Origin of the sequence: Caulobacter sp. SL161 (assembly GCF_026672375.1) — a bacterium.
In the GTDB taxonomy this organism is placed as follows: Bacteria; Pseudomonadota; Alphaproteobacteria; order Caulobacterales; family Caulobacteraceae; genus Caulobacter.
In genome coordinates, this window is record NZ_JAPPRA010000001.1 from 3,891,795 (window position 1) to 3,914,075 (window position 22,281).

At 66.2% G+C, this 22,281-nt stretch carries 31 protein-coding genes, 1 tRNA gene and 1 pseudogene; 23 read left to right on the forward strand and 10 right to left on the reverse strand.

All coding sequences use genetic code 11. From position 1 onward, the window contains the following. Position 1 precedes the first annotated feature (1 nt). From OVA11_RS19130 to OVA11_RS19150, 5 genes are read right to left on the reverse strand one after another with little or no spacing between them, the layout of a single operon-like run. Positions 2 to 2,539, reverse strand: coding sequence for a DNA methyltransferase (locus OVA11_RS19130; RefSeq protein WP_268068812.1), 2,538 nt, complete (start codon positions 2,537 to 2,539; stop codon positions 2 to 4). Continuing rightward, on the reverse strand, positions 2,536 to 4,575 hold the full coding sequence (locus OVA11_RS19135) for a DNA cytosine methyltransferase (RefSeq protein ID WP_268068813.1): 2,040 nt from the start codon (positions 4,573 to 4,575) through the stop codon (positions 2,536 to 2,538). The genes OVA11_RS19130 and OVA11_RS19135 overlap by 4 nt, the downstream gene beginning before the upstream one ends. Next, positions 4,568 to 5,083 (reverse strand): hypothetical protein, encoded by a 516-nt coding sequence (locus OVA11_RS19140; RefSeq protein WP_268068814.1) that lies wholly within the window; start codon positions 5,081 to 5,083, stop codon positions 4,568 to 4,570. The genes OVA11_RS19135 and OVA11_RS19140 overlap by 8 nt, the downstream gene beginning before the upstream one ends. Then, entirely contained in the window at positions 5,084 to 5,488 is a 405-nt protein-coding gene (locus OVA11_RS19145) for a hypothetical protein (protein WP_268068815.1), read from the reverse strand. It lies immediately after the preceding gene. Further along, on the reverse strand, positions 5,485 to 5,940 hold the full coding sequence (locus tag OVA11_RS19150; protein ID WP_268068816.1) for a hypothetical protein: 456 nt from the start codon (positions 5,938 to 5,940) through the stop codon (positions 5,485 to 5,487). The genes OVA11_RS19145 and OVA11_RS19150 overlap by 4 nt, the downstream gene beginning before the upstream one ends. Before the next feature lie 197 nt (positions 5,941 to 6,137). On the opposite strand from OVA11_RS19150, the gene OVA11_RS19155 reads away from it, so the two are divergent. The 3 genes from OVA11_RS19155 (at position 6,138) to OVA11_RS19165 (ending at position 7,137) form a co-directional block, all read left to right on the forward strand. Then, positions 6,138 to 6,377: a hypothetical protein gene (locus tag OVA11_RS19155; protein ID WP_268068817.1), complete on the forward strand. Its 240-nt coding sequence runs from the start codon at positions 6,138 to 6,140 to the stop codon at positions 6,375 to 6,377. Between the two features lie 127 nt (positions 6,378 to 6,504). Further along, entirely contained in the window at positions 6,505 to 6,720 is a 216-nt protein-coding gene (locus OVA11_RS19160) for a hypothetical protein (RefSeq protein ID WP_268068818.1), read from the forward strand. Positions 6,721 to 6,840: 120 nt separating this feature from the next. Then, complete coding sequence (locus tag OVA11_RS19165; RefSeq protein WP_268068819.1) at positions 6,841 to 7,137, forward strand: hypothetical protein; 297 nt, start codon at positions 6,841 to 6,843, stop codon at positions 7,135 to 7,137. A gap of 4 nt (positions 7,138 to 7,141) precedes the next feature. On the opposite strand, the gene OVA11_RS19170 is transcribed toward OVA11_RS19165, so the two are convergent. Next, a complete protein-coding gene (locus tag OVA11_RS19170) occupies positions 7,142 to 7,330 on the reverse strand; it encodes a helix-turn-helix transcriptional regulator (RefSeq protein ID WP_096053966.1) in 189 nt (62 codons plus the stop codon). On the opposite strand from OVA11_RS19170, the gene OVA11_RS19175 reads away from it, so the two are divergent. From OVA11_RS19175 to OVA11_RS19905, 19 genes and pseudogenes are all read left to right on the forward strand, one after another. Then, complete coding sequence (locus OVA11_RS19175; protein ID WP_268068820.1) at positions 7,329 to 7,745, forward strand: helix-turn-helix domain-containing protein; 417 nt, start codon at positions 7,329 to 7,331, stop codon at positions 7,743 to 7,745. The genes OVA11_RS19170 and OVA11_RS19175 overlap by 2 nt on opposite strands. Positions 7,746 to 7,769: 24 nt before the next feature. Beyond that, a complete protein-coding gene (locus OVA11_RS19180) occupies positions 7,770 to 8,249 on the forward strand; it encodes a hypothetical protein (protein WP_268068821.1) in 480 nt (159 codons plus the stop codon). A gap of 112 nt (positions 8,250 to 8,361) precedes the next feature. Next, the gene (locus tag OVA11_RS19185; RefSeq protein ID WP_268068822.1) at positions 8,362 to 8,832 is read left to right on the forward strand and encodes a hypothetical protein; all 471 of its coding nucleotides are present in this window, start codon (positions 8,362 to 8,364) and stop codon (positions 8,830 to 8,832) included. Next, entirely contained in the window at positions 8,832 to 9,119 is a 288-nt protein-coding gene (locus tag OVA11_RS19190) for a phosphopantetheine-binding protein (RefSeq protein WP_268068823.1), read from the forward strand. The genes OVA11_RS19185 and OVA11_RS19190 overlap by 1 nt, the downstream gene beginning before the upstream one ends. Next, positions 9,116 to 9,445: a hypothetical protein gene (locus OVA11_RS19195; RefSeq protein ID WP_268068824.1), complete on the forward strand. Its 330-nt coding sequence runs from the start codon at positions 9,116 to 9,118 to the stop codon at positions 9,443 to 9,445. The genes OVA11_RS19190 and OVA11_RS19195 overlap by 4 nt, the downstream gene beginning before the upstream one ends. Then, positions 9,442 to 9,633: a hypothetical protein gene (locus OVA11_RS19200; protein ID WP_268068825.1), complete on the forward strand. Its 192-nt coding sequence runs from the start codon at positions 9,442 to 9,444 to the stop codon at positions 9,631 to 9,633. Before OVA11_RS19195 ends, OVA11_RS19200 begins: the two co-directional genes overlap by 4 nt. 9 nt (positions 9,634 to 9,642) lie before the next feature. After that, entirely contained in the window at positions 9,643 to 11,883 is a 2,241-nt protein-coding gene (locus OVA11_RS19205) for a ParB N-terminal domain-containing protein (protein WP_268068826.1), read from the forward strand. Next, on the forward strand, positions 11,880 to 12,302 hold the full coding sequence (locus tag OVA11_RS19210; RefSeq protein WP_268068827.1) for a hypothetical protein: 423 nt from the start codon (positions 11,880 to 11,882) through the stop codon (positions 12,300 to 12,302). The genes OVA11_RS19205 and OVA11_RS19210 overlap by 4 nt, the downstream gene beginning before the upstream one ends. Continuing rightward, a complete protein-coding gene (locus OVA11_RS19215) occupies positions 12,299 to 12,538 on the forward strand; it encodes a hypothetical protein (RefSeq protein ID WP_268068828.1) in 240 nt (79 codons plus the stop codon). Before OVA11_RS19210 ends, OVA11_RS19215 begins: the two co-directional genes overlap by 4 nt. A gap of 132 nt (positions 12,539 to 12,670) precedes the next feature. After that, positions 12,671 to 13,492 carry a 3'-5' exoribonuclease domain-containing protein gene (locus tag OVA11_RS19220; RefSeq protein WP_268068829.1) on the forward strand — a complete coding sequence of 274 codons (822 nt, stop codon included), beginning with the start codon at positions 12,671 to 12,673 and terminating at the stop codon, positions 13,490 to 13,492. After that, positions 13,489 to 14,052: a hypothetical protein gene (locus OVA11_RS19225; RefSeq protein WP_268068830.1), complete on the forward strand. Its 564-nt coding sequence runs from the start codon at positions 13,489 to 13,491 to the stop codon at positions 14,050 to 14,052. Before OVA11_RS19220 ends, OVA11_RS19225 begins: the two co-directional genes overlap by 4 nt. Next, positions 14,049 to 14,303, forward strand: a complete 255-nt coding sequence (locus OVA11_RS19230) for a hypothetical protein (RefSeq protein WP_268068831.1) — start codon at positions 14,049 to 14,051, stop codon at positions 14,301 to 14,303. The genes OVA11_RS19225 and OVA11_RS19230 overlap by 4 nt, the downstream gene beginning before the upstream one ends. After that, positions 14,303 to 14,689: a VVA0879 family protein gene (locus tag OVA11_RS19235; RefSeq protein WP_268068832.1), complete on the forward strand. Its 387-nt coding sequence runs from the start codon at positions 14,303 to 14,305 to the stop codon at positions 14,687 to 14,689. Before OVA11_RS19230 ends, OVA11_RS19235 begins: the two co-directional genes overlap by 1 nt. Continuing rightward, positions 14,682 to 15,362 carry a hypothetical protein gene (locus tag OVA11_RS19240; RefSeq protein ID WP_268068833.1) on the forward strand — a complete coding sequence of 227 codons (681 nt, stop codon included), beginning with the start codon at positions 14,682 to 14,684 and terminating at the stop codon, positions 15,360 to 15,362. The genes OVA11_RS19235 and OVA11_RS19240 overlap by 8 nt, the downstream gene beginning before the upstream one ends. Then, entirely contained in the window at positions 15,359 to 15,802 is a 444-nt protein-coding gene (locus OVA11_RS19245) for an ASCH domain-containing protein (protein WP_268068834.1), read from the forward strand. Before OVA11_RS19240 ends, OVA11_RS19245 begins: the two co-directional genes overlap by 4 nt. After that, positions 15,802 to 16,488 carry a hypothetical protein gene (locus OVA11_RS19250; protein ID WP_268068835.1) on the forward strand — a complete coding sequence of 229 codons (687 nt, stop codon included), beginning with the start codon at positions 15,802 to 15,804 and terminating at the stop codon, positions 16,486 to 16,488. The genes OVA11_RS19245 and OVA11_RS19250 overlap by 1 nt, the downstream gene beginning before the upstream one ends. Continuing rightward, positions 16,485 to 16,649 (forward strand): hypothetical protein, encoded by a 165-nt coding sequence (locus OVA11_RS19255; protein WP_268068836.1) that lies wholly within the window; start codon positions 16,485 to 16,487, stop codon positions 16,647 to 16,649. Before OVA11_RS19250 ends, OVA11_RS19255 begins: the two co-directional genes overlap by 4 nt. Continuing rightward, a complete protein-coding gene (locus tag OVA11_RS19260; RefSeq protein ID WP_268068837.1) occupies positions 16,636 to 16,947 on the forward strand; it encodes a hypothetical protein in 312 nt (103 codons plus the stop codon). Before OVA11_RS19255 ends, OVA11_RS19260 begins: the two co-directional genes overlap by 14 nt. 2 nt (positions 16,948 to 16,949) lie before the next feature. Beyond that, positions 16,950 to 17,942, forward strand: a pseudogene (locus OVA11_RS19905) (recombinase family protein); the annotation flags it as partial. A 264-nt stretch (positions 17,943 to 18,206) separates the two neighbouring features. Here the strand turns inward: OVA11_RS19905 and OVA11_RS19270 are convergent. The 4 genes from OVA11_RS19270 to OVA11_RS19285 form a co-directional block, all read right to left on the reverse strand. Then, a complete protein-coding gene (locus OVA11_RS19270; protein ID WP_268068839.1) occupies positions 18,207 to 18,509 on the reverse strand; it encodes a hypothetical protein in 303 nt (100 codons plus the stop codon). A gap of 13 nt (positions 18,510 to 18,522) precedes the next feature. Further along, a tRNA-Met gene (locus OVA11_RS19275) sits at positions 18,523 to 18,599 on the reverse strand. A gap of 44 nt (positions 18,600 to 18,643) precedes the next feature. Further along, positions 18,644 to 19,693, reverse strand: coding sequence for a glycosyltransferase (locus OVA11_RS19280; protein WP_268068840.1), 1,050 nt, complete (start codon positions 19,691 to 19,693; stop codon positions 18,644 to 18,646). 105 nt (positions 19,694 to 19,798) lie between these two features. Next, positions 19,799 to 20,917 carry an NAD(P)/FAD-dependent oxidoreductase gene (locus OVA11_RS19285; protein ID WP_268068841.1) on the reverse strand — a complete coding sequence of 373 codons (1,119 nt, stop codon included), beginning with the start codon at positions 20,915 to 20,917 and terminating at the stop codon, positions 19,799 to 19,801. Between the two features lie 131 nt (positions 20,918 to 21,048). Here OVA11_RS19285 and OVA11_RS19290 point away from each other — a divergent pair, with 131 nt between their 5' ends. Further along, the gene (locus tag OVA11_RS19290) at positions 21,049 to 22,218 is read left to right on the forward strand and encodes a DUF418 domain-containing protein (protein WP_268068842.1); all 1,170 of its coding nucleotides are present in this window, start codon (positions 21,049 to 21,051) and stop codon (positions 22,216 to 22,218) included. Positions 22,219 to 22,281: the final 63 nt, after the last annotated feature.

The following is a 22,281-nucleotide window of genomic DNA, read 5'->3' on the forward strand; positions in this document are numbered from 1 at the left end:
CTTACGCGGCCTCCGTCGCTGGAGCTGGACGCTCGCCGATGAGGTCGAAAAGGGTCGGCGTCGCCATCTCGCGCGCCATCGCCTCGACGTGCTTCACGCCGTCCAGGAAATAGGCGGGGTTCAGCTCGTTCGCGCATCCGCGCCGGCCAAGCTTGATCGCCCGGAAGGGCACGGTCATCAGCCCGCCGAACGGATCGAACACCATCTCGCCGGGCATGCTGAACTGCGTGATCAGACGATCGACGATGTCGAACGGCAGCGGACAGAGATGTTTCTCAGCGCCCTTCTGAGCCTGTACCGTGTTGAGCGACAGCATCTGAGCCACGTCGGTCCAGACATCATCGTGCCAGGAATGCGGCGGCAGCAGCATGAACGTCGGCGGCAAACGGCCGACCGCCGTTAGCGCCTCGCCGATCTGGACATGGTGCTCGAAGTCATAAAGCCGCTGGAGGTTGAAGCCCTTCCAGAGGCGGTAGACCTGATCGGCGTCTTCGAACTTGGCCCATTCCTCGGGCGCGACGAGACGATCACCGGCCGAGCGCATGAGGTGATGCGCATCGAGCTGCCAGCGCGCCCGCGTGTAGCTGTCCTTGTCCTTGGCCACCGGCAGATCGGCATAGCCGTTGGAGCGATCCGAGGGCGGCTTGCGGAACAGCAGAACCTTCTCGGGCAGCCCCGCGCCCATGCGCGAGCCGTCCTTGCACTGCTCCGACCAGCCCAACCGATAGGTCTGGTTGTTCTCGCGCACCACGTCCGTCAGGTTGGTCTTCTCGCCGAGATAGGCGAAGCCATGGCGCCGGAAAGCCACGCGGCAGTCGTCGGCGAACGGATAGACGGTCTGGAAGCCCAGCCCCGTCATGCCGCCCGGCACGATCCGATCCTTGACGTGAATGGCCGCCACGCGCCCAGGCTGCAGGACTCTGAGCAGCTCCGGCACCAGATAGTCCATCTGCTGCCAAAAGTGCTCGTTGTCGTCGGTGTGGCCAAAGTCGGCGTAGTTGGGCGAATACTCGTACTGCGTCGAGAATGGGATCGACGTGACGATCAGGTCGACGCTGCTATCGGCCATGCGGCGCGTCTCGCGCACGGTGTCGTCATTGACCAGACGATAGCCCTCGTCCTCGACGACGATCCGATCCTTGACGCCCATGGCGCGCGTCAGGACCCCAGCCATGTCGGCGTTCGACAGGCCATAGTTTCGAATGATCGCGCTCATGGTTGCGGCCATCTCCTCGTGCTGAGCCCATTTTTCCTGAAGGTTCCGCAGCACCGCGCACTCGCTCTCGGCGTAGATCACGTGGATCTCGACAGGATGCTGCTGAAGGAACCGCTGGATGCGGTGAATGGCCTGGATGAAGTCGTTGAACTTGAAGCCGATGCCCAGGAACACGGCCTTGTGGCAGTGACGCTGGAAGTTACAGCCCGACCCGGCGATGACCGGTTTCGCCGCGAGGTAGGGGAACCAGCCGTCGCTGAAATGCACGATGGCGTCTTCGCGAGCGTCGGGATCTTGCGCGCCATAGACGCTGACGCATTGCGGAACGGCCACCTCGATCGCCGCGCGCTCGGCCTCCAGGTCATGCCAGAGGATGTAGCGCTCGTCCGGATCGGAGCGCAGGATCTCGCACATCTTCAGAACGCGAGCCTCAAGCGTGTCGCGCTTGACCTTGCTGGCGCCGACGATGCCGTGAGCGTCGTCCTGAAACAGACGATGCTGCCCGCTCTTCTCGACACCCGCCGCGCGGTGATCGACCGGCACCTCGTGATAGATCACCTTCAGCTCGGGAAGGGCGTAACCCTCGTCGCTGAACCCCAGGTCTGACGGGCGCTGCACAAACAGCCCCCAACTGGCGACCCAGAGCCAGAACTCCTGCTCCTTGTGCGGATGCAGGGTCAGATTGTCGGCGTTCTCGCTGTCGCGCTTGAAGAACCGCGTCTTGGCCTGACCCACATCCATCACGCCGAGGAAGGCCGAGTAGGCCAGCAGCTCGATGTGATCGTTCGGCGATGGCGTGGCGGTGCCAACGAAGCGATAGGCGACCTTGTCGAACAACCGCATGAACTCGCGGAAGGTCTTGCTGCCGCCAAAGCCGCGAAGGCATGAGGCCTCGTCGAGGCAGGCCACAGAGAAGTGGTTCGGGTCCAGCTTGCCGTCGCGCACCGTCTCGTAGTTCGTCAGATAGATCCCGCGAGGGTCTGTCGCCTCTTCGATGCGGCGGATGAACGTCACGTCGATGCCCAGCATCGCCGCGTCCTTGCGGAACTCCTGACGCACGCCGAGCGGCATCACGATCAAGGCCCGCCCGCCGACCAGGTCGCGCATGATCCGCGCGATTTCCAACTGCATCACGCTCTTGCCCAGGCCAAAGGCGGCGAAGATGGCCGCGCGCCCCCGCCAGACCGCCCATCGCACGATCGCGCGCTGGTGTGGCTTCAGCAGCGGGTGGATGACCTCATCGCCGATCTCGAACCCGCATCGCGGCGCGGGCGGCACCTTGGCGGCCAGGAAGGCGTCATAGTCGCGAACGGCGTTCGTCATGCCACCACCCGCACGTCTTCGGCCTCAAGCGGCAGGTTGGCGCGGATGAACGGCGCGGCGGCGATCGGCGACACGCTGTTGCCGATCAGGCGCGTCTCGTCGGTCTTGGTGACAGGCTCGACCTTGCCGGTCGCGAAGTCGATCCGGCGATCGGTGCGATACGCCTTCGGGAAGCCCTGCGCCGCCGCCAGTTCGCGCGGCGTCAGCATGCGCATGCCGATGTCAGTGATCTGCATCAGCTCGCCACGCACATAGACCAGACCAAAGCGCGCGCGCGACGTGACGCTGTGGAGCGGATCACGAAGATCCTGACCCTCGGCGGTACCGTAGTATTTGACGAGGAACGCGCTCAGGCGATCCGAGATCGGAGCCCCGCCCTCAGCCAGCGGCATTTGCAGCAGATAGTGATGGTTGCCGCCGGCCGTGATCGTCTTGGCCGGTTGCTCGGGATCACCTTCACCGCCGGCCGTATTCGACGTGTAGGCATGAGACAGCATCGCCGTCACCAGCCGCTGAGTGCAGCCCTTGCTGACGATGGTCGAGACCGGGTCAACCATATCGCGCCCGACCATGTCGGTATTGGCCTGTTCCATGTAGGCCGACACTACGCCCAGCGGCACTGCGCCACCGGGCCGCACGTTGAAGCTGTTGGCCGTCACAGTCGGCATCGGATCTTCGAGGCCCGATCCCGTCGCGCCCGCGCGGAACTTGGTGAGGAACTGGGTCACCAGCCCATGGCGCGGCGCGCCCGCCATCACGGTATGCAGCGGCTCGCCAGGATCTTCCCCGATACTGTTCTCGCTGAACTTGGTCAGATAGGCCGCCGTCACACAGCGATCGGCCTTGCCGATCACCGTGCCCAGCGGATCATCCAGTCCGCGCGGCGGACTTTGACCGGCCCGCGACCCGCACCCCACAATCGCCCCACCCATCAGCGTCGGCTGGACCAGAGCCAGCTCACCCCGATGCGCGGCGGTCACCGTGCGCAGAGGATCTTGCGGGTCATAGAACCGGCCCTCGCCATGATGCGTCAGCGGCGTCACAAACGGACCGGCCGCCATCTCAGGCCGGACCAGGGCGAACGCGCCGCCGCGCGGATAGGCCGTGATGGTCCGCAGCGGATCGTCGATGTCGTGAACGCGCTCGTGCGACCAGTTCTGGATCGGCACGATGAACGGGTCGCCCGAGGCGATGACGTAGCGCATCACCCCCTTGGCGATGCGCGCCAGGGTCGCCTCTTCCAACGGCCGCTTGGCCCGGATGCCCCGCTCGCGGCATTCCGCCTGCGTCAGGAAGATCGACGGGCACGGCAGCGAGAAGTCGATGCAGTCGGCGGCCGGAACATAGGGCTTGAGCCCCTTGCTCTTGGCCACCTTGCGCGGCGCATGCGTCGGCTCAGGCCACACGATCGGCTGGCCATCGCGGCGCGCGATCAGGATCAGCCGCTTACGCGTGGTCGGGGCGCCGAAGTCGGCGGCGATCCAATCGACCTTGTACTCGACCACATAGCCGCATTGACGCAGCCGCTTGCACCAAAGACCGAACGTCTCGCCCTTCCGCGCCGGATCGGGCCGCTGGACACCCTTGTCGTCCGGCGGCAGCAGCGGCCCCCAGTCGACGAACTCTTCGACGTTTTCGAGGAAGATCACGTCGGGCGCGAGATCGCCGAGCAGCTTGGCGACCTTGACCACCACCCAAGCCAGACCCCGCACGCGCGGGCTCACAGGCGCGCTGCCCTTGGCCTTGCTGAAATGGCGACAGTCGGGCGAGGCCCAGAAAGACCGCCACTTCACGCCCGGCCGGATCACGGTCGGATCAATGTCGAACACGTCGGCGATGAAGTGTTCGGTCTCGGGGCAGTTGAACATGTGGACGCCGATGGCGACCGCGTTGTGGTTCAAGGCCACATCGGGGTGACGGCCGAGCGCTAGGCGATAGGCCTCAGACGACCCGCCGGCCCCTGCGAAGTAAACCACGTCGATGGGGCGCGCGGGCGCATCATTGGCTGGCGCGATATAGGCGGAGCGCTCAGCCATCGGCGCCGACCAGCTCACGCCCCATCGGGCTGAGGCGCCAAGCGAAACGGCCAGTCCTCAGACGACGCGAGACGACAACGCCCCGACTTTCCAGCCCAGGCAGAAGACGGCCGATCTTGTTGGAGCCGACGGCAAGCCGCGTCACCAGCTCGGAGATGGCGATGTCCGGCAGCTTGCGGCGGTTGTCGCGATGGTCCTGGTCGGCCTCGGCCAGCAGGTTGAGCACCCTCAGGCTGACATCATCGAGATCGCGCATCCGCAGGCGAGGCTTGGTGACGGGCGCGGCAAAATCGGGCCGGTAGTCCGGATCGCAGGCCAGGCGGACGTCGTGAACCGATCGGCCGACCATCTCGGCGCAAGCCTGCCAACTGGCGCGCACCGTGCGGCGACGCTCGCGCACCATGTCCATCTCGTAGCGCTCAATCCGACTGCGCGGCAGCACGCCCACATCCGAAAGCGCGCCACCAGCCGTTCTCAGCGCCGAAGCCGTATGACCCCCTCGCGACATCTAGTCCTCCATCCCCATGCGTTGGCGGCTCGCAGCCGCTTGAGCCGCGCCCTGTTCGATCAGAAAGTCGGTGAAAGCCTTCGCGTCGGCGGCCAGGCCCGCGGCGAACGCCGTTCGGGTGCTTGCACCCCCATCGACCCAGAGGCGCGCCCGCTCCAGAAACGACTTGGCCCAACGAGCCCGGATATCCCCGCGCTCGACGGGAAAGTTGTCGCCGGTCAGGCCGCGCAGGCTGTTGGCGAAGTCGTAGGGCGTCTCGGAAGGCGCATCGAAGGCCTTGATCGCGAACTCGAACATCGTGATCCAAGCCCGGCGATCAGGCGAACGGCGTTCGGGCGCCCTCGGAACCGATCGACGCGGCAGGCCGCTCACATAGCCAGACGAGCGTGAAGGGTAACGGCTCATGCCTGCCCCCCGCCGCTAACCAGCTTCTGCGCCGCGCTTTTGAAGGCGTCAGCCGCCTCGAGCGCTTCGCGCGCGGCGACCTCACGCGCCAACCGATCGCCACCACGCTCGAGAGCCTCGAACATGGCGTTGACGGCCTCGTTACCCTCGCGGACCGCCGTCTTCATGCTGGCGGCGACCTCGGCGGCTCCGGCCGACGCCATCGAGGCGCGCTCCAGGCGCATGGCGTAGGCGGCTAGCATCGGCGGATCACCGCCACCGGCCGCGATGAACGCCGCGTCCAGACGAAAGGCGTCTTCGATCGTCGGCAGGGCGCCGGTGTCCGGATCGGACCAGTTGCGCACGGTCCGCTCGGCCTTGCCGACAGCTTCGGCCGCAACCGGATAGGTGAGGAAGCCGCCGATCGTGGCGACGGCGTCCTGAAAGCTCGCGGGGACGCGACGCTTGGTCATGCCCAGCTCCGAATGTTGAGGAAGGGGATCGCGCCGCTGGCGAGGCGGATGCCAGCGGCGCGCGCGATGACGAGAAGAAGGCGGGGACCCGTCACGCGATGGCGGGGCCGGCGTTGCAAAGCAGCGCGCCGACCGCAAACGACGTGTCCGCCCGGCGAGGCTACAAGCCTGATGGCGCCTGCAACCGGAGGGACAAGATGAATGACCTGACAATCATCAAGGGCCAGATCGAGGCCCTTGCGCACGCCAGCGCGATCCTGCTGGGCGCTCGCATCCGACACCTGACGCCTGGCGAAGCCGCCACGGCCTGCCGTGTGTTCGCGACCCCGCTGACCGATCCGACACCAGCCGACGATCCGGCCCGGCGCGGCGTCATGCTGGACACGCTGGGCGACATCGCCGAGCGCGCCCTGATGTTGAGCAGGCCCGTCGGATGACCCGGCGGAAATACAGCGCGAGCGAGTTTGCCACCCACCCGTCAACTCTGGTTCGACGGCAATGTGTCGCGGCGTCGCACCATGCAAATTAACGTCCAATTCCACGGCCACGCTGTATGCGGTGGCCATGATCGACGAACCGACTACACGCCCGTCCGACGAGTTTCGCGCCTTGACGATCCTGGCCTTGGCGCTTGCCGAAACCCTTGGCCAGCAAGGCCAGGGCGAGAAGTTCCTGGTGAACCTGATGCGCGTGATCGAAGACCAGCGCCCGACAGCGCCCGACGGCGACCGCGCCATCATTTGGGCCGACAAACTCTCGAACGAGTTGCTGATCAGATAGCCTGCGACTTGACCGCGAGCGCGCAGTGTGCAGCATCCGCAACCGTTGGGGGTGTGTATGCCGCGTACGCGTTTCGATGTAGCGAAGATCTGCGACCCGACGCCGGTCGGGACAAGATCGATGGCGGTGAAGGCCAACCTGGAGGCATCGATCTCGCCCGCGAACGACCCCGTCGACTTCACGAGCGCATACATGGTGCTTGTCGACAGACTGCTCAGCGACGTAGCCGACAGCGACGCCAGCGAGTGCGCCCGCATCGTTCGAGCCATCACGCGCCGCTCGCTCAAAGAAACACCGAAAGGGCGCGCGACGCTGCGACGCGCGCCGCATTTGGCGACCGCCGAGGCGGTGTCCAGGCGCGTCTTGAAGGCGCGCTGCGAAGCGTGCCCTCGGATCTGCCAGTCTCCACTGAGATAGGACATCAATCCCTCTCAGCCGGAAGCCATGCGCTCGGCGGAATGCCCAGCTCGCGCTCAATCCGAACCGCCAGCTCAAGCGACGGCGTGCGCGCGCCGCTCACAAGCTGCGAAACGTAGCCCTTGGAAATGCCAAGCGACCTCAGCTTCTCGCCAAGATCCTCGCTCGACCGGGTGAGGTTTGCGGTTTCCATGACCGAGGGTTTGCATATTGCAAACTCTTTGGCAACCCGTGCGGTTTGCAACCTGCGTGACGACGCGAAGGTGCCCGTACGTCAAACTGCGAACATGGAAAGCGCCGACAAGCCCCTGCACCACCTTCGCGACTGGCGGAACTTCAGAGGCCTGTCTCAGGAGGACCTGGCGGAGCAGATCGGAACAACCAAGTCCGTGATCAGCCTGCTGGAGACCGGCGAAAGGCAGTTATCGCCTAAGTGGCTTTTCCGACTGGCACCGGTTCTGAAAACCAAGCCCGGCGCCATCATCGATCACAATCCCTATGACCTTCCGCGCGACGTAATCGACATCTGGCTGGAGATCGCCGAGGACCAGAGACCTCAGGCGATGAAGGTGCTCGAAACCTTCCGGAAGGCCGCCTCCGACCGCTAGGCGGCTACAAACAAGGCTCTCAATATGAGACCGCTGCAATTGAAAGCACGGAAAGAAGTTATCCGAACAATTGCACTCTTGTGTTTGCTGGCGGCAACTCTCTTCTTGGCCTACGGCCGAAACGACGCCGATCAGACAGATAGCCACTTAGAAAAGGTGCTGGCTGAAAGTCCCGATCTCGCTGAACTGAGAGCTGATCGCGCCCGCAAGGAACACCAACTAGACCTGGAAGCCAGCCGAGGCATAAACGGCATCACGCTTTGCGCCGCGGGCATCAGCCGCGCGCAACGCGCTTTCGTTGGCGCTTGGGACCTTAGCTACGTTCACGGAAACGCCCCCGAGGTGGTGCGCGACGCGATGCTTCCGACCTTCAATTGCCCGGTCAAGACCAGCGAAGCAGCAGGCACCCTTACCGTAACAGCCGGCTGCATGGATCGAAGCGACTTCTATTGCGCCGAACCTCGACGCCTAGTCATTGGCAGCTCGGAGCAAAATCGCCGATAGCCGCTCCAACTGCAAACCGCCGGGTTCGCAGTTTGCAAACTTTTTGTTTGACGACAGCGTTTGCAATATGCAAACGCTATGGTCACCCGCACCGGACGAGCGAGCACACGGGGTGTTCGTCTGGGACTGGAAGGGCGTTGAGAACCGATTTCGGTTCCCGATCGCTCCGGTGCGGTCAAAGGCCGTCATGTCGTCGTCCGTTGCGCCCGAAACACCCGAACGCCGTTCGGCTGAGGTCATCTCCCTCACCGAATGGGCGGCCTCCCGTCGCCGTAGCGAGCCACCGAGCTGGGATCAGCACGCGCTCGACTTGCAACCCTATCAGCGTGACGCATTGGCGTGGCTGGAGCGCCAGGACGCGCTGAACACCAACGACCTTTGGGCTGCGCAAGCCGCGACGGCCTATCTCGGCGACCGCATTGCCCTGCCCGCTGCGGCGATCGAGGCCGCGTTCGACGCGAGGACCGGCCGCTTCGATCTCCCGGCCTATGTGGCCAACGCCCTTGATGGCGCGCCGGCCGTCCTGCCGCTGCCGCAACCGCCCGCCGGCATGATCGCGCGCTTGCTGCGGAGGCTGCATTGATGGCCGACGACGCCCAAGCCACCGCCGACGCCGTCCGCGCCGCTTGCGCCCGCCGCGTCCGCGATCTGCTGCAAAAACGCGTCGGCGCCGGGCGCGAGGATCCTCGCCGCGCGCTGTCGGATGAGGCCAGCATCGCCAACGACTGGAAGGCCGACAGCTTCGACAGGCTCCAGCTCGTGCTCGACATCGAAGAGACCTTCGACATCGGCGTCAGTGACGAGGAGGCCGAGACGATCGACACGATCGACGCGGCGGTCACCCGCATCATGTCGGGGGCCTGGACGTGAACATCACCGTGATCGCTCCGGAAAAGCGCGACGTGCTGTTCCACCTGACGCCCTTCGCCAAGGGTTGCGCCAGTGCAGCGGCCAGCGACCGCAAGCGCCGATACCTTGTGACCAGCCGCCGCCCCGGCCAGGCCATTCACGCCTTGCTGACGCGACTGGAGCGCGCACCCGACGAGGTCGAGATCTCGCCCTGCGGCGCGACCGAAACCGCGATCCACCCGATCGGCAGGCCCCACGAGCCCTACGCCTTCGTCTGGGAGGGCCTAGCCTTCGACGAAGTGGCGACCGCCCTTTCCAATCTCAGAGCCGCAAGGACCACCCGATGACGCGCTGGCGCGAAGGCGACGCCGCGCGCGTCGTCGACCTGACCGACCTGAAGATGCCCGGCAAGGGACGCCCGCCCTTCGCCAAGGACGACATCGTCCGGGTTCGACGCGCCTCGCCCGACGGCAAGCGTCTGGTTCTGGACACGCACACGGGCTGGTTTTCCGCCCACCGCTTCAAGCCGCTCTAGGAGCATCCCATGTCAGCCCTGACCGTCATGGCGTTGGAAAACGCCGACATTCTGCGCGCCCTTAGGTCATCGAAGTTCGAGACCGTCAGCGATCTTGCGCGCACCCTCGAACGCGACCCCAGCAATCTGCGGCGCAGCCTGACCCGGATGGCCGACGACGGCCTGCTGTCGCTGGCCAATCTGTCGCCGCTGGACGCCAGTCTGACGCTGGCGGCTCAAGCTGCTCTTGAGGCCCTGGACCGGGCCGACGGCGCCGACGTCGCCGCAGCGCCCGCTGGCTATGTCGCCCTCCGTCACGACCAGATCTTGCCCGATCCGGAGAACGCGCGCACCAGCTCGGGCCTGTCGACGTCATCCATCTTCGAAATGGCCGACAGCCTTGCCAACCAGGGCATGCTGCAATCGCCCGCCGTGCGCCCTGCGGCCGACGGCTCGGGCTATGTGCTGGTCATGGGCGAACGTCGCTGGCGCGGCTGGGGTCTGTTGATCGAACAGGGCCGGTGGACAGCGGACAAGACGATCCTCTGCCGCCTCGACGATGGTGACGATCTGGCGCGGCTGGAGGCCGGTCTCGTCGAGAACCTGCAACGATCCGACCTCAACAATCTGGAAGCCGCCGAGGGCTTCCTGACGCTGTCGATCCGCCACAAGCGCACCGCCCAACAGATCGCCAAGACAGTCGGCTGGAACGAGCGAACCGTTCAGATCGCGCTCAAGGTCGCCAAGGAAGCCACTGAGGCCGACAAGCAGAAGTACCTCGAAAGCGAGGCCACCTATGCACTTGCCAAGGAAACCGGCGAAGCGGGCGTCAAGCGCACCTTCACCTGGGAAGACCTTCGCGAGACGGTCAAGACGCCCAAATGGCGCCAGGTGCTGGACAAGCGTAGCCGCGTCTCGCTGCTGGTCATGGAGCTGGCCTTCAAGCAGCTCAGCGATTGCGACGGCCCCGACGGGCTGACGCGGATCTCGGTTCCGCCCGGCGGCGGCTTCTGGTCCGAGGCCGAGGATCTTGGCCTGGTCAAAGACATGCGCGTCGATCAGGCCGTGTTCGCAGGCGTGACCGACCGCGCCCGGGAATGGCTGGCCGACAACCAGTTCGACGCCGACCCCGACGCGGCGCTCAAGACGCTGCGCATCGACGCCCTGGGCTCAATGGGCGAGCGGCTGGCGTCGGACGCGGGCCGCTACGCCACCGACTTCATCAACCCGCCCAAGCCGCAACCGCCGGCGCCCGAACCCAGCCCGGAGCCGCCAACTCAGGCCTCCGACGATCGCCGCGACAGCTTCACCCGGCAGGTTCTCGCGGTCGACGGTGATGACGCTGGAGATAGCCACGAGACCGCGCCGACGATCGACGCGGCCGCAACGGCTTATGGCGCGGCCATTGAAGAGCACGGGGCCTCTTCGCCCGAGGCCGTCGCAGGCCTAGAGGATCTGCGAGCCGCACGCGCCGCAAACAACGCGCCCTCCGCTCAAGACCCCAGCGCCCTCTACGCAGCCCTCGGCGGCAAGGCAGCCGCTCCAGCCAGCGAGGCGACGAGCGCCGTTCGCGACGAGGCGAACAATCCGGGCAACCTGGAGGACGACGAGTTCCTGACGATCGCCGAGATCGCCCATAAGACCACGTTCGACGGCGTCGATACGCGCGGCGGCGCGATCCGTGGATGTCGCGTCTTCTCGTTCCACACCGGCCCGGGCGCCGAACTGGCCAGCCGCCTTCAGCACAAGCGCATGCTGGGCTTTGGCCAGGCCGCCAGCGGATCGGGCTTTATCGCCTATCTGACGCAGGACGCCTGGAACCTGATCGGCGAGGTTGATGATGAACGCCTCGAGGGCATGCGCCATGAGACGCTCGACACCGGCGACCTGACGGCGCTCGAGGCCTCGGGCGTCAAGTACGTGACGCCCTGGCTGGTCGATCCGGCCAAGGCCGAGGAACCGGCCCCATCCGAAGCTGCAGACTCTGACGACGGCTCGCCGTTCGCCGAAGATGAGGACGATGACGGCGAGGAAATGGACCCCCACTGGTTCGACGCCGCCGCGCACCTGGGCGGACGATGGGACTACCTGCTCGCCCTCCAGATGACCTCGCCGGCCCCGGCCGGGCTGGACGCCCCGTTCTACATCTCCGCCAAGAGCGAGGGCGAGGGCATGATCGTCGGCGAAACCCTTGCCGGGTCGGGACGCTTCAGCGACGTCAGGCTCTACCGCCGTAGCGGCAAGCTGCTGCTCCACTGGAGCGTCGCATGACCGCCGCCCCCGCAACAAGCCCGGCCGTCGATCTGATGGCCGAGGCCATCGCCGAGGCGACCTGGGCGCGCATCGAGCACATCAAACCCGGCTATCGCGCCCAACGCCGCTTCCCCACCTGGAGCAAGCTGGACGCGGCGGAACGCCAGTCCTGGCGATTGTGCGCCCGGCATGTCCTTACCGCCCTGCGGCAGGCCGGCGAGATGAACGACGGCGCGCGCCGCCTGTTGATCGCGCGCACCGTCGCCGACGCCACCTGGGAAGCCACCCGCACCGATGGCCGTCCGTCGCTGACCCCTTTCCCGACCTGGGAAACGGTCACGGCCGATCATCGCGGCGACTACATGCACATCGCGGGCGACATCATGTCCCGCGTGCGCGCCGCCAAGGCGCAAGCTCAGCAGGCGAGGGCGGCATGACCCAGCCCGCTCCGACCCTGGCCGACATCGTCGCCTATCACGCCACCGAGGCCGAGAACTACACCGCCAAGGCCACCGGATGGGCGCGATCGGCCGAGCTGCTCAAGACGGGCGACAGCGTCGCGAACGCCGTTCGCATCAGCCGGTTCAGCGACGCCGCCCAGCTCGCCTCCGACATCGGCGCTCGCCACGCCGAGATGGCAGCCGTGCTCAAAGCCCTGAGCGCCCGGCCATGAAGCGCTGGCCTCGCCTGATCGGCTGGACGCTCGCCGCAGCCGCCTCGGCCGCGCTGTGGCACGCGCTTGTCTCGCTCTTCCGTTTTTTTTCCGGCCGCCAAGGCTGAACCCCAAAAACCTTAGGAGGCCTTGATGGCCGATATAATGCTCGACCTGGAGACCCTAGGCACGACGCCTGGCTGCGTCATCCGCTCTATCGGTGCGGTCGCCTTTGACCCGAACGGCGGCCCGATGGGCGAAACGCTATACCTGATCATCGACCGCGCCTCGTGCGAGGCCGCCGGCTTAACGGTTGATCCCGACACCGAGGCCTGGTGGGCCGCCCAATCGCCCGAGGCGCGCTCAGAATTCGACGGGCAGGGCATGGCCCTGTCCGATGCGCTCAACGTCTTCAATCTGTTTTACGAGACCCTGGCCCCGATCGATGCGAAGGCCGACCGCCTGTGGTGCAACGGCCCTAGCTTCGACGAAAGCATCCTGGCCGCCGCCTACCACGCTCTAGGCCGTAAGACGCCATGGCGCTACAACGCCGCCAGGGATTGCCGCACGATCTACGACCTCGCCGGCCTTAAGCTCCAACATACCGGCGGCACCTTCCACAAAGCGATCGACGATGCCGTCGAACAGGCGAAGCTAGTGCAGGAGGCGCGGCGTCAGCTCGTCGCGGCGGAGGGACCGGCGTGGCGCCCAGAGGTCGTCGCGTTTGCGGACCTGATGGAACAGCAGCTCCGCGCGAACGACCACAAGGGCGGATGGAAGGGCGATACCAGTGACGCTCTTTACCAGCGTCTGCTGGAAGAAGCCGAGGAGCTGTCTCAAGCTCTAGCGTGGCGCTCAGCTCTGTTCGGCGATGCAGACCCCGACAGAATTGGCCGCGAGGCTGCGGACGTCGCCAACTTCGCCATGATGATCGCCGACGCGTCCGGCGCGCTGGGATCGGAGGCGCGGCCGTGAAGGATTTCACCCCCACCAAGGAAACCATCAGCCTTCACGGGCTAGGGTTCATCCAGCTCATCCTGGGCGGGAACCAACGGCTGCACGTCTGGCATCCGGATCTACCGCGCCGCGATTGCTATGAGCACTCAGCGATCCACAATCACCGCTTCGGCTTCGTATCACGCGTCCTGAAGGGCACTCAGGTCAATCAGCGCGTCGACCTGGAGATTGTGAAGCCGGAGACAGGCTCGCACGTCCTGATCAGCCACAACGGCCCGCGTAGCGACAAGGGCGGGCGGCTTAGCTACCCGGTCGCCGACGTCAACGTCATCCCCCGCGCGCCCGAGTTCTACGAGGCGGGCGACGAGTACGTCATGCCGCCCATGGAATACCACCAAACGCCATGCGAAGGCGTTGTGGTCACGCTCATGCGAAAGACCGTGGAGACGTCGCTACACGCCAACAGTGTCTGCCGACGCGGCGTCGATTTCCACTACGATTTCGACCGCTTCCAGCTCTCGCCGAGCGAGCTGTTCGCCTACGTGGTCGATGCGCTTGGATCGGCGGTGCAGCCATGACCCCGAAGCCGCAGCCGTCGAACGACAAGCACGAGGCCCTGTATCAGGAACTCGTCGCCGTTATGCGCAAGTACGAGCTTTCTCAGGTCGAGATCCTCGCGGTCGTCGCCAACATCACCGGCAAGTGCCTCGCCTTTCAGGACCAGACCAAGGGCACGGCCGACGACTACATGCGGATCGTCATCGCCAACCTCGAGGAAGGCAACCGTCAGGCTGCCGCCGAGCTGCTCAACCCCATCGGGAGGGCGTGATGGTCGAAGTCATCACCGTTGAGGAACTGCACCAGCGCTTCAAAGCCCAGGACGTCGGCGAGCGCCGCTTCATCGCCATGAAGTGCCCGATCTGCGGCACTGTCCAGAACATGCAATCCCTGCTGACGGCGGGCGCTGGCGAAACGGAGGACCAGGTCGAGCGCTACATCGGCTTTAGCTGCGTCGGGCGCTGGACAAACGCCGGCCCGCACAAGCGCGGCGAGCCGCCCGGTCGCGGCTGCGACTGGACGCTCGGCGGGCTCCTCAAGTTCCAAAAGCTAGAGGTCGTAAACGCGCGCGGCCGGCGCGAACCGTACTTCGAGATCGCCACGCAGGAAGAGGCCAAGGCGCTCATGGCGCAGCAGGAGACCCTCGCCCATGGCTGACGGAACCAAGAGCCTGGGCGAGAAGCTGTTCGACAGCCTCGTCACCGCCCGTGCCGAAACGACGACCTGGGCGGCGTTGTCGGACCAGGACCGCACCATCTGCGAGAAGGCAGCCCTGGCCTTCTGCGCGCGGCTATCCCACGACGAGGCCACCCAGGCGGTGATCGCCGAGCTGACCGAACAAAACCAGCGGCTGATCAACGAGGCGACGGCACGCGCGCGAGCTGACAGCGCTTATCGGGCGCGCTGGGCGCGCGACCCCAAAATGGTCACCGTCGACGAGATCCGCAGGCATCTTGCGGGCCTTCGACCCTATTGGTCTGAGGCCTTGGCCGAGATGCAGAACCGGGTCTTTTCGGCCGAAGACAAGGCCGATCTCTTGGTCGGCCTCACGCCTCGCCTGTGGTTGATCACCTACCTGCTCAAGTCGGGCGATCGGACCTGGAGCGCCTATGATCGCGAGGAAGCTGCGCTGAAGGAGATCGAAGCACCAAAGGGCGAGGAAGTTTTCCACAAGCAGCTGGTCCGCCTCTACGCCGGCTGCCACGTACATCCCGATCGCTTCGCGATCACAAACTTGGATGGCGAGGACCTCTGCCACGATTGCGCCAACGCCTGGGTAGAGGGCGAGGGCGACCACCAGGCTTACCTTGAACAGGAGGCCGGGCGATGACAGCCCAGCCTCTACCCACCGTCGCCCTGTCGATCCTCCAGCCGTGGGCTTGGCTCATCGTCAACGGCTACAAGGACATCGAGAACCGCACCTGGCGGACGCATCGGCGCGGGCCGATCCTGGTCCACACCGGCAAGGGCTTTGACAGCGAGGCGCACGACCTCCTGCGACTAGGCATCCACCCGACCCCAGGCATGGCGGCCTTCGGTTGCTCGGAGATCCAGGCCGCCTATCAGCATGCGCTCGAAACGCACCAGGTGCAGCGCGGCGGCATCGTTGGCGTGACCACCATCACCGGATGCGTAAGCACGCACGGAAGCCTCTGGTTCTGCGGTCCATACGGCTTCACGCTCGCGGACGCTCGCCCCCTGCCATTCATGCCGCTGAGCGGCGCGCGGGGGTTCTTCCCGACCGAGTACGTCGCCCCCGAAGGCTGCTGATGGACCCGTTCGATCACGACCCGCTCAACAGGAACTACCGAGGCCCGCTTCGCGCCGACGGCAAGCACCCTTACAACAGCCACTGGTGGGCCGAGGGCGAGGATTGCTGGCGACTGTGGACGCCGGCCGAACATCACCTCCTGGGGGTGGTCCCGCTGAACAACGGCGCGTGGCTTGCCGGCTTTTGCCCGGCTCACTACGATCCTCAATATCCGGATCGCGCTGCGGCGATCCGCGCAGTGGCCGCCGACTTCCTGCGGACAATCCGCCATCGTCGGGCGTCGCGACAACGCATCGAGCACCGGGAAGCAGGCAGGCTCACTGGCTTTGATCACATCACCAGGCGCGAGGAGTTTCGCGCCCGCGCATGGCTTTGCCGGATCTTACATCGCGAGCTGGGCACGCGCGGTCGCTGGCCCCGGCAGGCAGTCCGCTTCCGCGCCGCCTTCTACGAGGAGATCGCGCGGGACGAGGTCAAACGGCTTGATCGCTACGTCGAAAGCTGGGCTCGCCAGCGCGCAGGCCTCGAACCCCGCAAAGGTAAGAAGGAGAAGTCCGCATACGCCGCCCGCTTAAGCCAGGAGCGCGCTAAAGCGGACGCTCACTACACCCAGGAGAAACTGGAAGCCATGCTGCGCCTAGGCCGATGCGTGGCGCGCGCCGAGCGTCTTCGAGCAGCCGCATGAAGGCCGCCGCGCGCCAGCACCAGGACCCTCAGCGCACGCCGCAAGGCGCAGCGCTCGACCCTGCGTTGGTGCGCCTGATCGAAGCCCTTGCCCAGGCCGATGCAGATCGCGACTATGCCGCCGCTGCGAAAGCGAGAGAGCGCGACGATGTCCAATCTTAACTTTCCCGAGTTCCGACGAGTGGTCACGGCCGCTGGCTGGGCACTCGAGGATAAAGGCGTTCAGCCGGCCGAAATTCGCCTAACCGGTCCCGACATGGATCTCTTCCGCGATTGTCGTGAAATCCTCGATCAACTGACAGCCCCAACCGCCGCGACGGCGGACGCCCTGCGCTCGCCGCAGCCTACAACCTTCATGGGCCTGAAGGTCGTTGACGCCGACAAGGACGAAGGATCGTGCGTGGCCGGTTACAATCGCGGAGGTCGCGCGCTCGAGCACATCTCGGTGCCGATAGCCTAGCTATGCGCGTCGCGATCTACGCTCGCTATTCCGACGACAAGCAAAACCCCGGCTCGATCGCTGACCAGCTCGCGCTCTGCCGTCGCCATGCGCGCGCGCGCGGCTGGACGATCGTCAACGAATACACCGACGCGGCGATCTCGGCCGATCTGCTGGTCACGCGGCCGGGCGCTCAAGCCCTGTTGCGCGCGGCCGAGACCGGCGCCTTCGACCTGATCCTGGTCGAGCATCAGGACAGGCTGTTCCGGAACCTCGCCGAGAACGCGACCGCCTTCAAACGCCTGACCTATTTCGGCGTCGGCATCGCGACCCTGGCCAAGGATCGCCTCCAGTTGATGGACATCGCGATCGAAGGCCTGATGTCCGAGCTGTACCTTCAGAACCTCTCGGACAAGACCAAGCGCGGCATGCACTCGAATGGCGAGAAGGGCCTTTCGATGGGCGGCCGCGTCTATGGCTACCGCTCCACGCCCGGCGGCGAGATGACGATTGTCGAGGATGAGGCCGCGATCGTGCGAACGGCGTTCGGGCTCTACAACGAGGGCTGGAGCTGCCGCGACATCGCCGACCACTTCAACAAGGAGGGCACGCCCGGCCCGACGGGAGGCCTCTGGAACGCCTCGGCCTTCAGCGGATCGCGCCAGCGCGGGAACGGCATCCTGCGGTGCGAGCTGTATGTCGGCGTCAAGGTCTGGAACCGGTTCGACAAGAGCAAAGACCCCGACACCGGCAAGCGCGTCCAGACGATCAAGCCCGAGGGCGAGTGGAAGCGAACGCCGGTTCCGCAGCTCCGGATCATCGACGACGCAACATGGTCGACCGCGCAAAAGCGACTGGCCATCACATCGGAGACCAAGCCCAGCACCCTGGCCAATCAGGCCAAGCCCGGCGTCTTCACCGGGCTGCTCAAGTGCGGGGCCTGCGGTGAGAACTACATCGTCGCGGGCCGCGCCCGGCTGCAATGCAGCACGATCCGGAACAAGGGCCGCCACGCGTGCGCCAATGGCCGCACGGTCGGCCGAGCCGCAGTCGAAGACCGTATCCTGACCGGCCTGAAAGAACGCCTGCTTAGCCCCGAGGCCGCCGCGATCTATGTCCGCGCCTATCACGAGCGCTGGAAGGCCAACGCCGGCGATCGGCGAGCCCGCCGCGCGCCGCTTGAACGTCGCCTCGCCGAGACCCAGCGCAGGATCGACCGCGCGCTGAACGCCATCCTCGACGGCTACGCCAGCGCCGACCTAAAAACGCGCCTGCAGAGTCTAGAGGATGAGCGCGACGCCCTTAAGCACGAGCTGGCCAGCATCGGCGACGACGATCCGATCACGCTGCATCCCGGCCTCGCCGACGTCTATGCGCAGCGGATCAGCGACCTTCAGGAGAGGCTCGAGGAGTACACCAAGGGCAAGCCCTCGCCCAAGGACCGCCAAGCCATCGCGGCCGCCCGCGCCCTGGTCGATCGCATCGAAATCATGCCGACGTCTCACGCGCGCGGAGCGCACGTCGAGATCACCTTGTTCGGTGATCTCGCGCGCTTCCTTCGTCCTGGCGTCAACGAGGCTCAATGTATGAGCCTGCTGGTGGCGGGGGGCGGGATCGAACCGCCGACCTGTGGGTTATGAATCCACCGCTCTAACCATCTGAGCTACCCAGCCATAGCCAGGACGGACGGGGGTCATACGCCCAAGCGCGCTTCGCATCAAGCCCGCGATGTCATTCCATCGAGTGCGGCTTCCAAGCGACGCGCCAGCTCCTGGGGGCTGTACTCGGTCAGCACCTGTTGGCGAGCGACCGCGCCGAGGCGCACAGCCGTCTCGCGATCGCTGATCAGCTCGGCCAGAGCCTCGGCAAGGCGATCGGGATCATTGTCCGGGACCAGGCGACCATCGCGCCCATCGGTCAGGATCTCGAGCGGTCCGTCGATCTCGCTGGCCACCACGGGCAAGCCCACCGCCATCGCCTCCAGCAAGGTCAGGGGAAAGCCTTCCTGGTGGGACGGAAACGCGAAGAGATCTCCCGTCGCGAGGAAGCCGGCGACGTCCCCGGTCCACCCCTTCAGGGTGACGCTGGCCTGAAGGTCCAGGTCGCGGATCAGCCCCTCCAGCGCGCCTCGCTCATCGCCTTCGCCGGCGATCTCGCACGTGACCTCGTAGTCCCAGGCCCGCAGCTTGCCGACGGCGTGGATGAGAACGTCAAAGCCCTTCTTCGGATGCAGGCGTCCTGCGGCGACGATCCGGATCGGGCGCCCCGCCTCGGCGAAGGGGCGCGCCTCGGCGCTGGGCGGCTTGACGGCGTTGGGGACGAACCAGACATGGTCGGCGGGCGCGCCCCGCTCGATCGCCAGCGCCGCCAGGTGCTGACCGACGCACACATAGTGCGTGCCCGGCGTTACGTCGAAAGAGGGTTTGTGCAGGCAGACCGCGCGCACCACGTCCTCGGGCGCGGCCTTGTCGAACACGCGCGCCGGGCGCTGGCCGTGGCTGAAGATCAGGGCCGGGCGATAGGTCTTCACCAGCGCGCGCGCCGCGCCGACCGTGATCGGATCCCAGTCGGTCAGGGCCGGCATGGCGCTGAGCGGCGGCGTCCGATTGGCCTGAGCGACCGCCATCTTGCCCCCCTTGCGCACCACGCCGACGCATCGCCCTCCCCGGCGCGCGGCCCAGGCCTCGAGGATCGGCTGGTAGTCGAGGAACACCTGCTCAAGACCGCCGAGGCCCTTGCCCAGCATGGCGTGCAGGATGGTGGTCAAGGCGGACTCCAGGGGAGGCGTTTCGGGGCGCGACCATCGTGGCGCGCGGCCCTGGTGTCAACGCGGGAGCTTGGGCTTGTGATCCGCCCCCCGTGACGACTGCGATCAGGATGCGCCGCAGAGCCGCTCGGCCACCGTCTCGCCGATCGCCAGCGAACTGGTCAGGCCGGGGCTCTCGATGCCGAACAGGGCCATCAGCCCCGCAAGGCCGTGATCCTCGACGCCCCTGAGCTGGAAGTCCGGTTGCGGTTCACCAGGACCGTGCAGCTTGGGCCGCACGCCCGCATAGTCGGGGACCAGCCTGTCCGCCGGCAGGTCCGGCCAGAACTTGCGGATATAGGCGGCGAAGGCCTCCGCCTTGGCCGGATCGACCGAATAGTCCGGCGCAGATACGTACTCCAGGTCGGGTCCGAACACCGCCTGGCCGCCCATGTCATTGCGGTAGTGTGTGCCCAGCGCCCCATGGATCGGCGGCGGATAGATCAGCCGCTGGAACGGCGCCTTGCCGCTGAGCCGGAAATAGATCCCCTTGCCGAAGTGGGCCTTGGGAACCTGTTCGGCGGGATAGCCCTCGATCCGGCCCGCCACCGCCTGAGAGGACAGGCCCGGCGCGGTGACCAACAGACGGCAGGTCAAGTCGGTGGGCTCGGCGCCGCCGGCGCGGACCCGGAAGCCGCCGCCGGCCAGGGGCTCGGCGCCCTCGAACGGCGTCGACAGCACCACCGCCCCGCCGGCGGCTTCGATCTCGCCCTGCAGGGCCAGCATGTAGTCATGGCTGGCGAACACGCCGCTTTCGGGTGACAACAGGGCGGCGTGGGCGTTTAGGCCCGGCTCCAGCGCTCTGGCCTGCGCCCCGGTCAAGCGCTCCATGCCCTCGACATCATTGGCCAGGGCCTGATCCCAGATGGTGTCGAGTCGCGCGATCTCGTCCTCCGAGGTCGCCACCACCAGCTTGCCGCACTTCTTGTAGGGAACCTTGTGAGCGTCGCAGAAGGCGTACAGCGCCCGCCGCCCCTGGACGCACAGCTTGGCCTTCAAGGACCCGGTCGGATAGTAGAGCCCGCCGTGGATCACCTCGGAATTGCGGGACGACACCCCCTCCCCGATGCGCCCCTGCTCCTCCAGGACCGCGACCACCAGCCCGCGCTGCGACAGGGCGTAGCCGCAGGCCAGCCCCACCGCGCCGGCGCCCACCACCACTGCGTCGAAATCAAACTCGCTCATGCCGCCACCTTAGACGAGGCGCCCCGATCCGCCAGTCGCTAAGCCCCCGCCTTGATTGACAGCGCTGGCAAACGCGGCATGGTCTGACCACGCGACGCGAAAGACGATCGCGGCTCGGGGGGAACCAGACCATGGACGGCACGCCGGCCGCGCCAGCGCGCAACCTGTTAATCGATACGCTGCGGGCCTTCGCCCTGATCGGCGTCTACATGGTCCACATGTTCGAGCAGTACGAGATCTACTGGGCTGCGCCGAACCAGAACCTGACCCACACGATCTTCACCACCTTCTTCATGGGCAAGGCGTTCAGCCTGCTGACCCTGTGCTTTGGCCTCAGCTTCTTCCTGCTGATGGACAAGGCCGATCGACGGGGGACCAATTTCTCGGGTCGTTTCGCCTGGCGGATGGTGGTGCTGGCCCTGATCGGTCTGGCCCATAGCCTCGTCTATCGCGGCGACATCCTGATGGTGCTGGCGCCGCTGGGCCTGTTGCTGATCGCGTTCTATCGGGCAAGCAGCAAAGTGATCCTGGCGGTCGCGGCGATCCTGCTGGCCCAGCCTCTGCTGGCCTTCCAGATCATCAGCGCTGCGACGGGCGCGACCTGGGCCAACGCCGCGCCGCATCACTGGGGCGACACGGGTCCGGCCTTCTATCGCACCGCCCCTCTGGACCAGATGCTGACCTGGAACGTCTGGCAGGGACAGAGCTTCAAGTGGTGGTTCTTCATCGAGACAGGCCGTCTCTTCCAGATCCTGGCGCTGTTCCTGATCGGCCTGAGCCTGGGCCGCGCGGGGGTGTTCGACGCGCCGGAACGGTTCGTCCGCCAGCGCCGCCGCGCCTTGGTCGCGTTGATCGTCGTGGCCCTGCTGGCCCGCTTTGGCCAAGCCCCGCTGGCCGCCCTGCTGCCCGACGCGACCGCCGCGCCGATGGCGCGCAAGCTGCTGGGGAACCTGATGGGTGGCTGGTTCGACGTTTCGGTGATGGGCGTCTATGTGCTTCTGATCGTCGAGGCCTATCAGGGCGTTGGCCGGAAGCTGCTGGAACGCCTGGCGCCGATGGGCCGGATGACCCTGACCTTCTATGTCCTGCAGTCGCTGATCTGGGTCCCGGTGTTCTACGGCTTTGGCCTGGGCGCCTGGGAGTGGCTGCCGCAGGGAACGGCGCTTTGGCTGGGCGTCGGCTTCCTGGTGATCCAGGGCGTGGTGGCGACCCTGTGGTTCAAGCGCTTCCACTACGGCCCGCTGGAGTGGGTCTGGCGCGCGGCGACCTATGGGACGGTGAAGGTGCCGTTCATGCGGTGAGAAGCGGAGCTTTGGGGCGACGGCTTGGGGTGGAAAGCTGAACCTCAGGAGCCTAATCCTGAT

What these genes read in the sequence shown, in the direction of transcription:
- OVA11_RS19130 (WP_268068812.1), bottom strand. Translation starts at nt 2,539, where the DNA reads ATGACGAACGCCGTTCGCGACTATGACGCCTTCCTGGCCGCCAAGGTG.
- OVA11_RS19135 (WP_268068813.1), bottom strand. Translation starts at nt 4,575, where the DNA reads ATGGCTGAGCGCTCCGCCTATATCGCGCCAGCCAATGATGCGCCCGCG.
- OVA11_RS19140 (WP_268068814.1), bottom strand. Translation starts at nt 5,083, where the DNA reads ATGTCGCGAGGGGGTCATACGGCTTCGGCGCTGAGAACGGCTGGTGGC.
- OVA11_RS19145 (WP_268068815.1), bottom strand. Translation starts at nt 5,488, where the DNA reads ATGAGCCGTTACCCTTCACGCTCGTCTGGCTATGTGAGCGGCCTGCCG.
- OVA11_RS19150 (WP_268068816.1), bottom strand. Translation starts at nt 5,940, where the DNA reads ATGACCAAGCGTCGCGTCCCCGCGAGCTTTCAGGACGCCGTCGCCACG.
- OVA11_RS19155 (WP_268068817.1), top strand. Translation starts at nt 6,138, where the DNA reads ATGAATGACCTGACAATCATCAAGGGCCAGATCGAGGCCCTTGCGCAC.
- OVA11_RS19160 (WP_268068818.1), top strand. Translation starts at nt 6,505, where the DNA reads ATGATCGACGAACCGACTACACGCCCGTCCGACGAGTTTCGCGCCTTG.
- OVA11_RS19165 (WP_268068819.1), top strand. Translation starts at nt 6,841, where the DNA reads ATGGCGGTGAAGGCCAACCTGGAGGCATCGATCTCGCCCGCGAACGAC.
- OVA11_RS19175 (WP_268068820.1), top strand. Translation starts at nt 7,329, where the DNA reads ATGACCGAGGGTTTGCATATTGCAAACTCTTTGGCAACCCGTGCGGTT.
- OVA11_RS19170 (WP_096053966.1), bottom strand. Translation starts at nt 7,330, where the DNA reads ATGGAAACCGCAAACCTCACCCGGTCGAGCGAGGATCTTGGCGAGAAG.
- OVA11_RS19180 (WP_268068821.1), top strand. Translation starts at nt 7,770, where the DNA reads ATGAGACCGCTGCAATTGAAAGCACGGAAAGAAGTTATCCGAACAATT.
- OVA11_RS19190 (WP_268068823.1), top strand. Translation starts at nt 8,832, where the DNA reads ATGGCCGACGACGCCCAAGCCACCGCCGACGCCGTCCGCGCCGCTTGC.
- OVA11_RS19200 (WP_268068825.1), top strand. Translation starts at nt 9,442, where the DNA reads ATGACGCGCTGGCGCGAAGGCGACGCCGCGCGCGTCGTCGACCTGACC.
- OVA11_RS19205 (WP_268068826.1), top strand. Translation starts at nt 9,643, where the DNA reads ATGTCAGCCCTGACCGTCATGGCGTTGGAAAACGCCGACATTCTGCGC.
- OVA11_RS19210 (WP_268068827.1), top strand. Translation starts at nt 11,880, where the DNA reads ATGACCGCCGCCCCCGCAACAAGCCCGGCCGTCGATCTGATGGCCGAG.
- OVA11_RS19215 (WP_268068828.1), top strand. Translation starts at nt 12,299, where the DNA reads ATGACCCAGCCCGCTCCGACCCTGGCCGACATCGTCGCCTATCACGCC.
- OVA11_RS19220 (WP_268068829.1), top strand. Translation starts at nt 12,671, where the DNA reads ATGGCCGATATAATGCTCGACCTGGAGACCCTAGGCACGACGCCTGGC.
- OVA11_RS19230 (WP_268068831.1), top strand. Translation starts at nt 14,049, where the DNA reads ATGACCCCGAAGCCGCAGCCGTCGAACGACAAGCACGAGGCCCTGTAT.
- OVA11_RS19235 (WP_268068832.1), top strand. Translation starts at nt 14,303, where the DNA reads ATGGTCGAAGTCATCACCGTTGAGGAACTGCACCAGCGCTTCAAAGCC.
- OVA11_RS19240 (WP_268068833.1), top strand. Translation starts at nt 14,682, where the DNA reads ATGGCTGACGGAACCAAGAGCCTGGGCGAGAAGCTGTTCGACAGCCTC.
- OVA11_RS19245 (WP_268068834.1), top strand. Translation starts at nt 15,359, where the DNA reads ATGACAGCCCAGCCTCTACCCACCGTCGCCCTGTCGATCCTCCAGCCG.
- OVA11_RS19250 (WP_268068835.1), top strand. Translation starts at nt 15,802, where the DNA reads ATGGACCCGTTCGATCACGACCCGCTCAACAGGAACTACCGAGGCCCG.
- OVA11_RS19255 (WP_268068836.1), top strand. Translation starts at nt 16,485, where the DNA reads ATGAAGGCCGCCGCGCGCCAGCACCAGGACCCTCAGCGCACGCCGCAA.
- OVA11_RS19260 (WP_268068837.1), top strand. Translation starts at nt 16,636, where the DNA reads ATGTCCAATCTTAACTTTCCCGAGTTCCGACGAGTGGTCACGGCCGCT.
- OVA11_RS19285 (WP_268068841.1), bottom strand. Translation starts at nt 20,917, where the DNA reads ATGAGCGAGTTTGATTTCGACGCAGTGGTGGTGGGCGCCGGCGCGGTG.
- OVA11_RS19290 (WP_268068842.1), top strand. Translation starts at nt 21,049, where the DNA reads ATGGACGGCACGCCGGCCGCGCCAGCGCGCAACCTGTTAATCGATACG.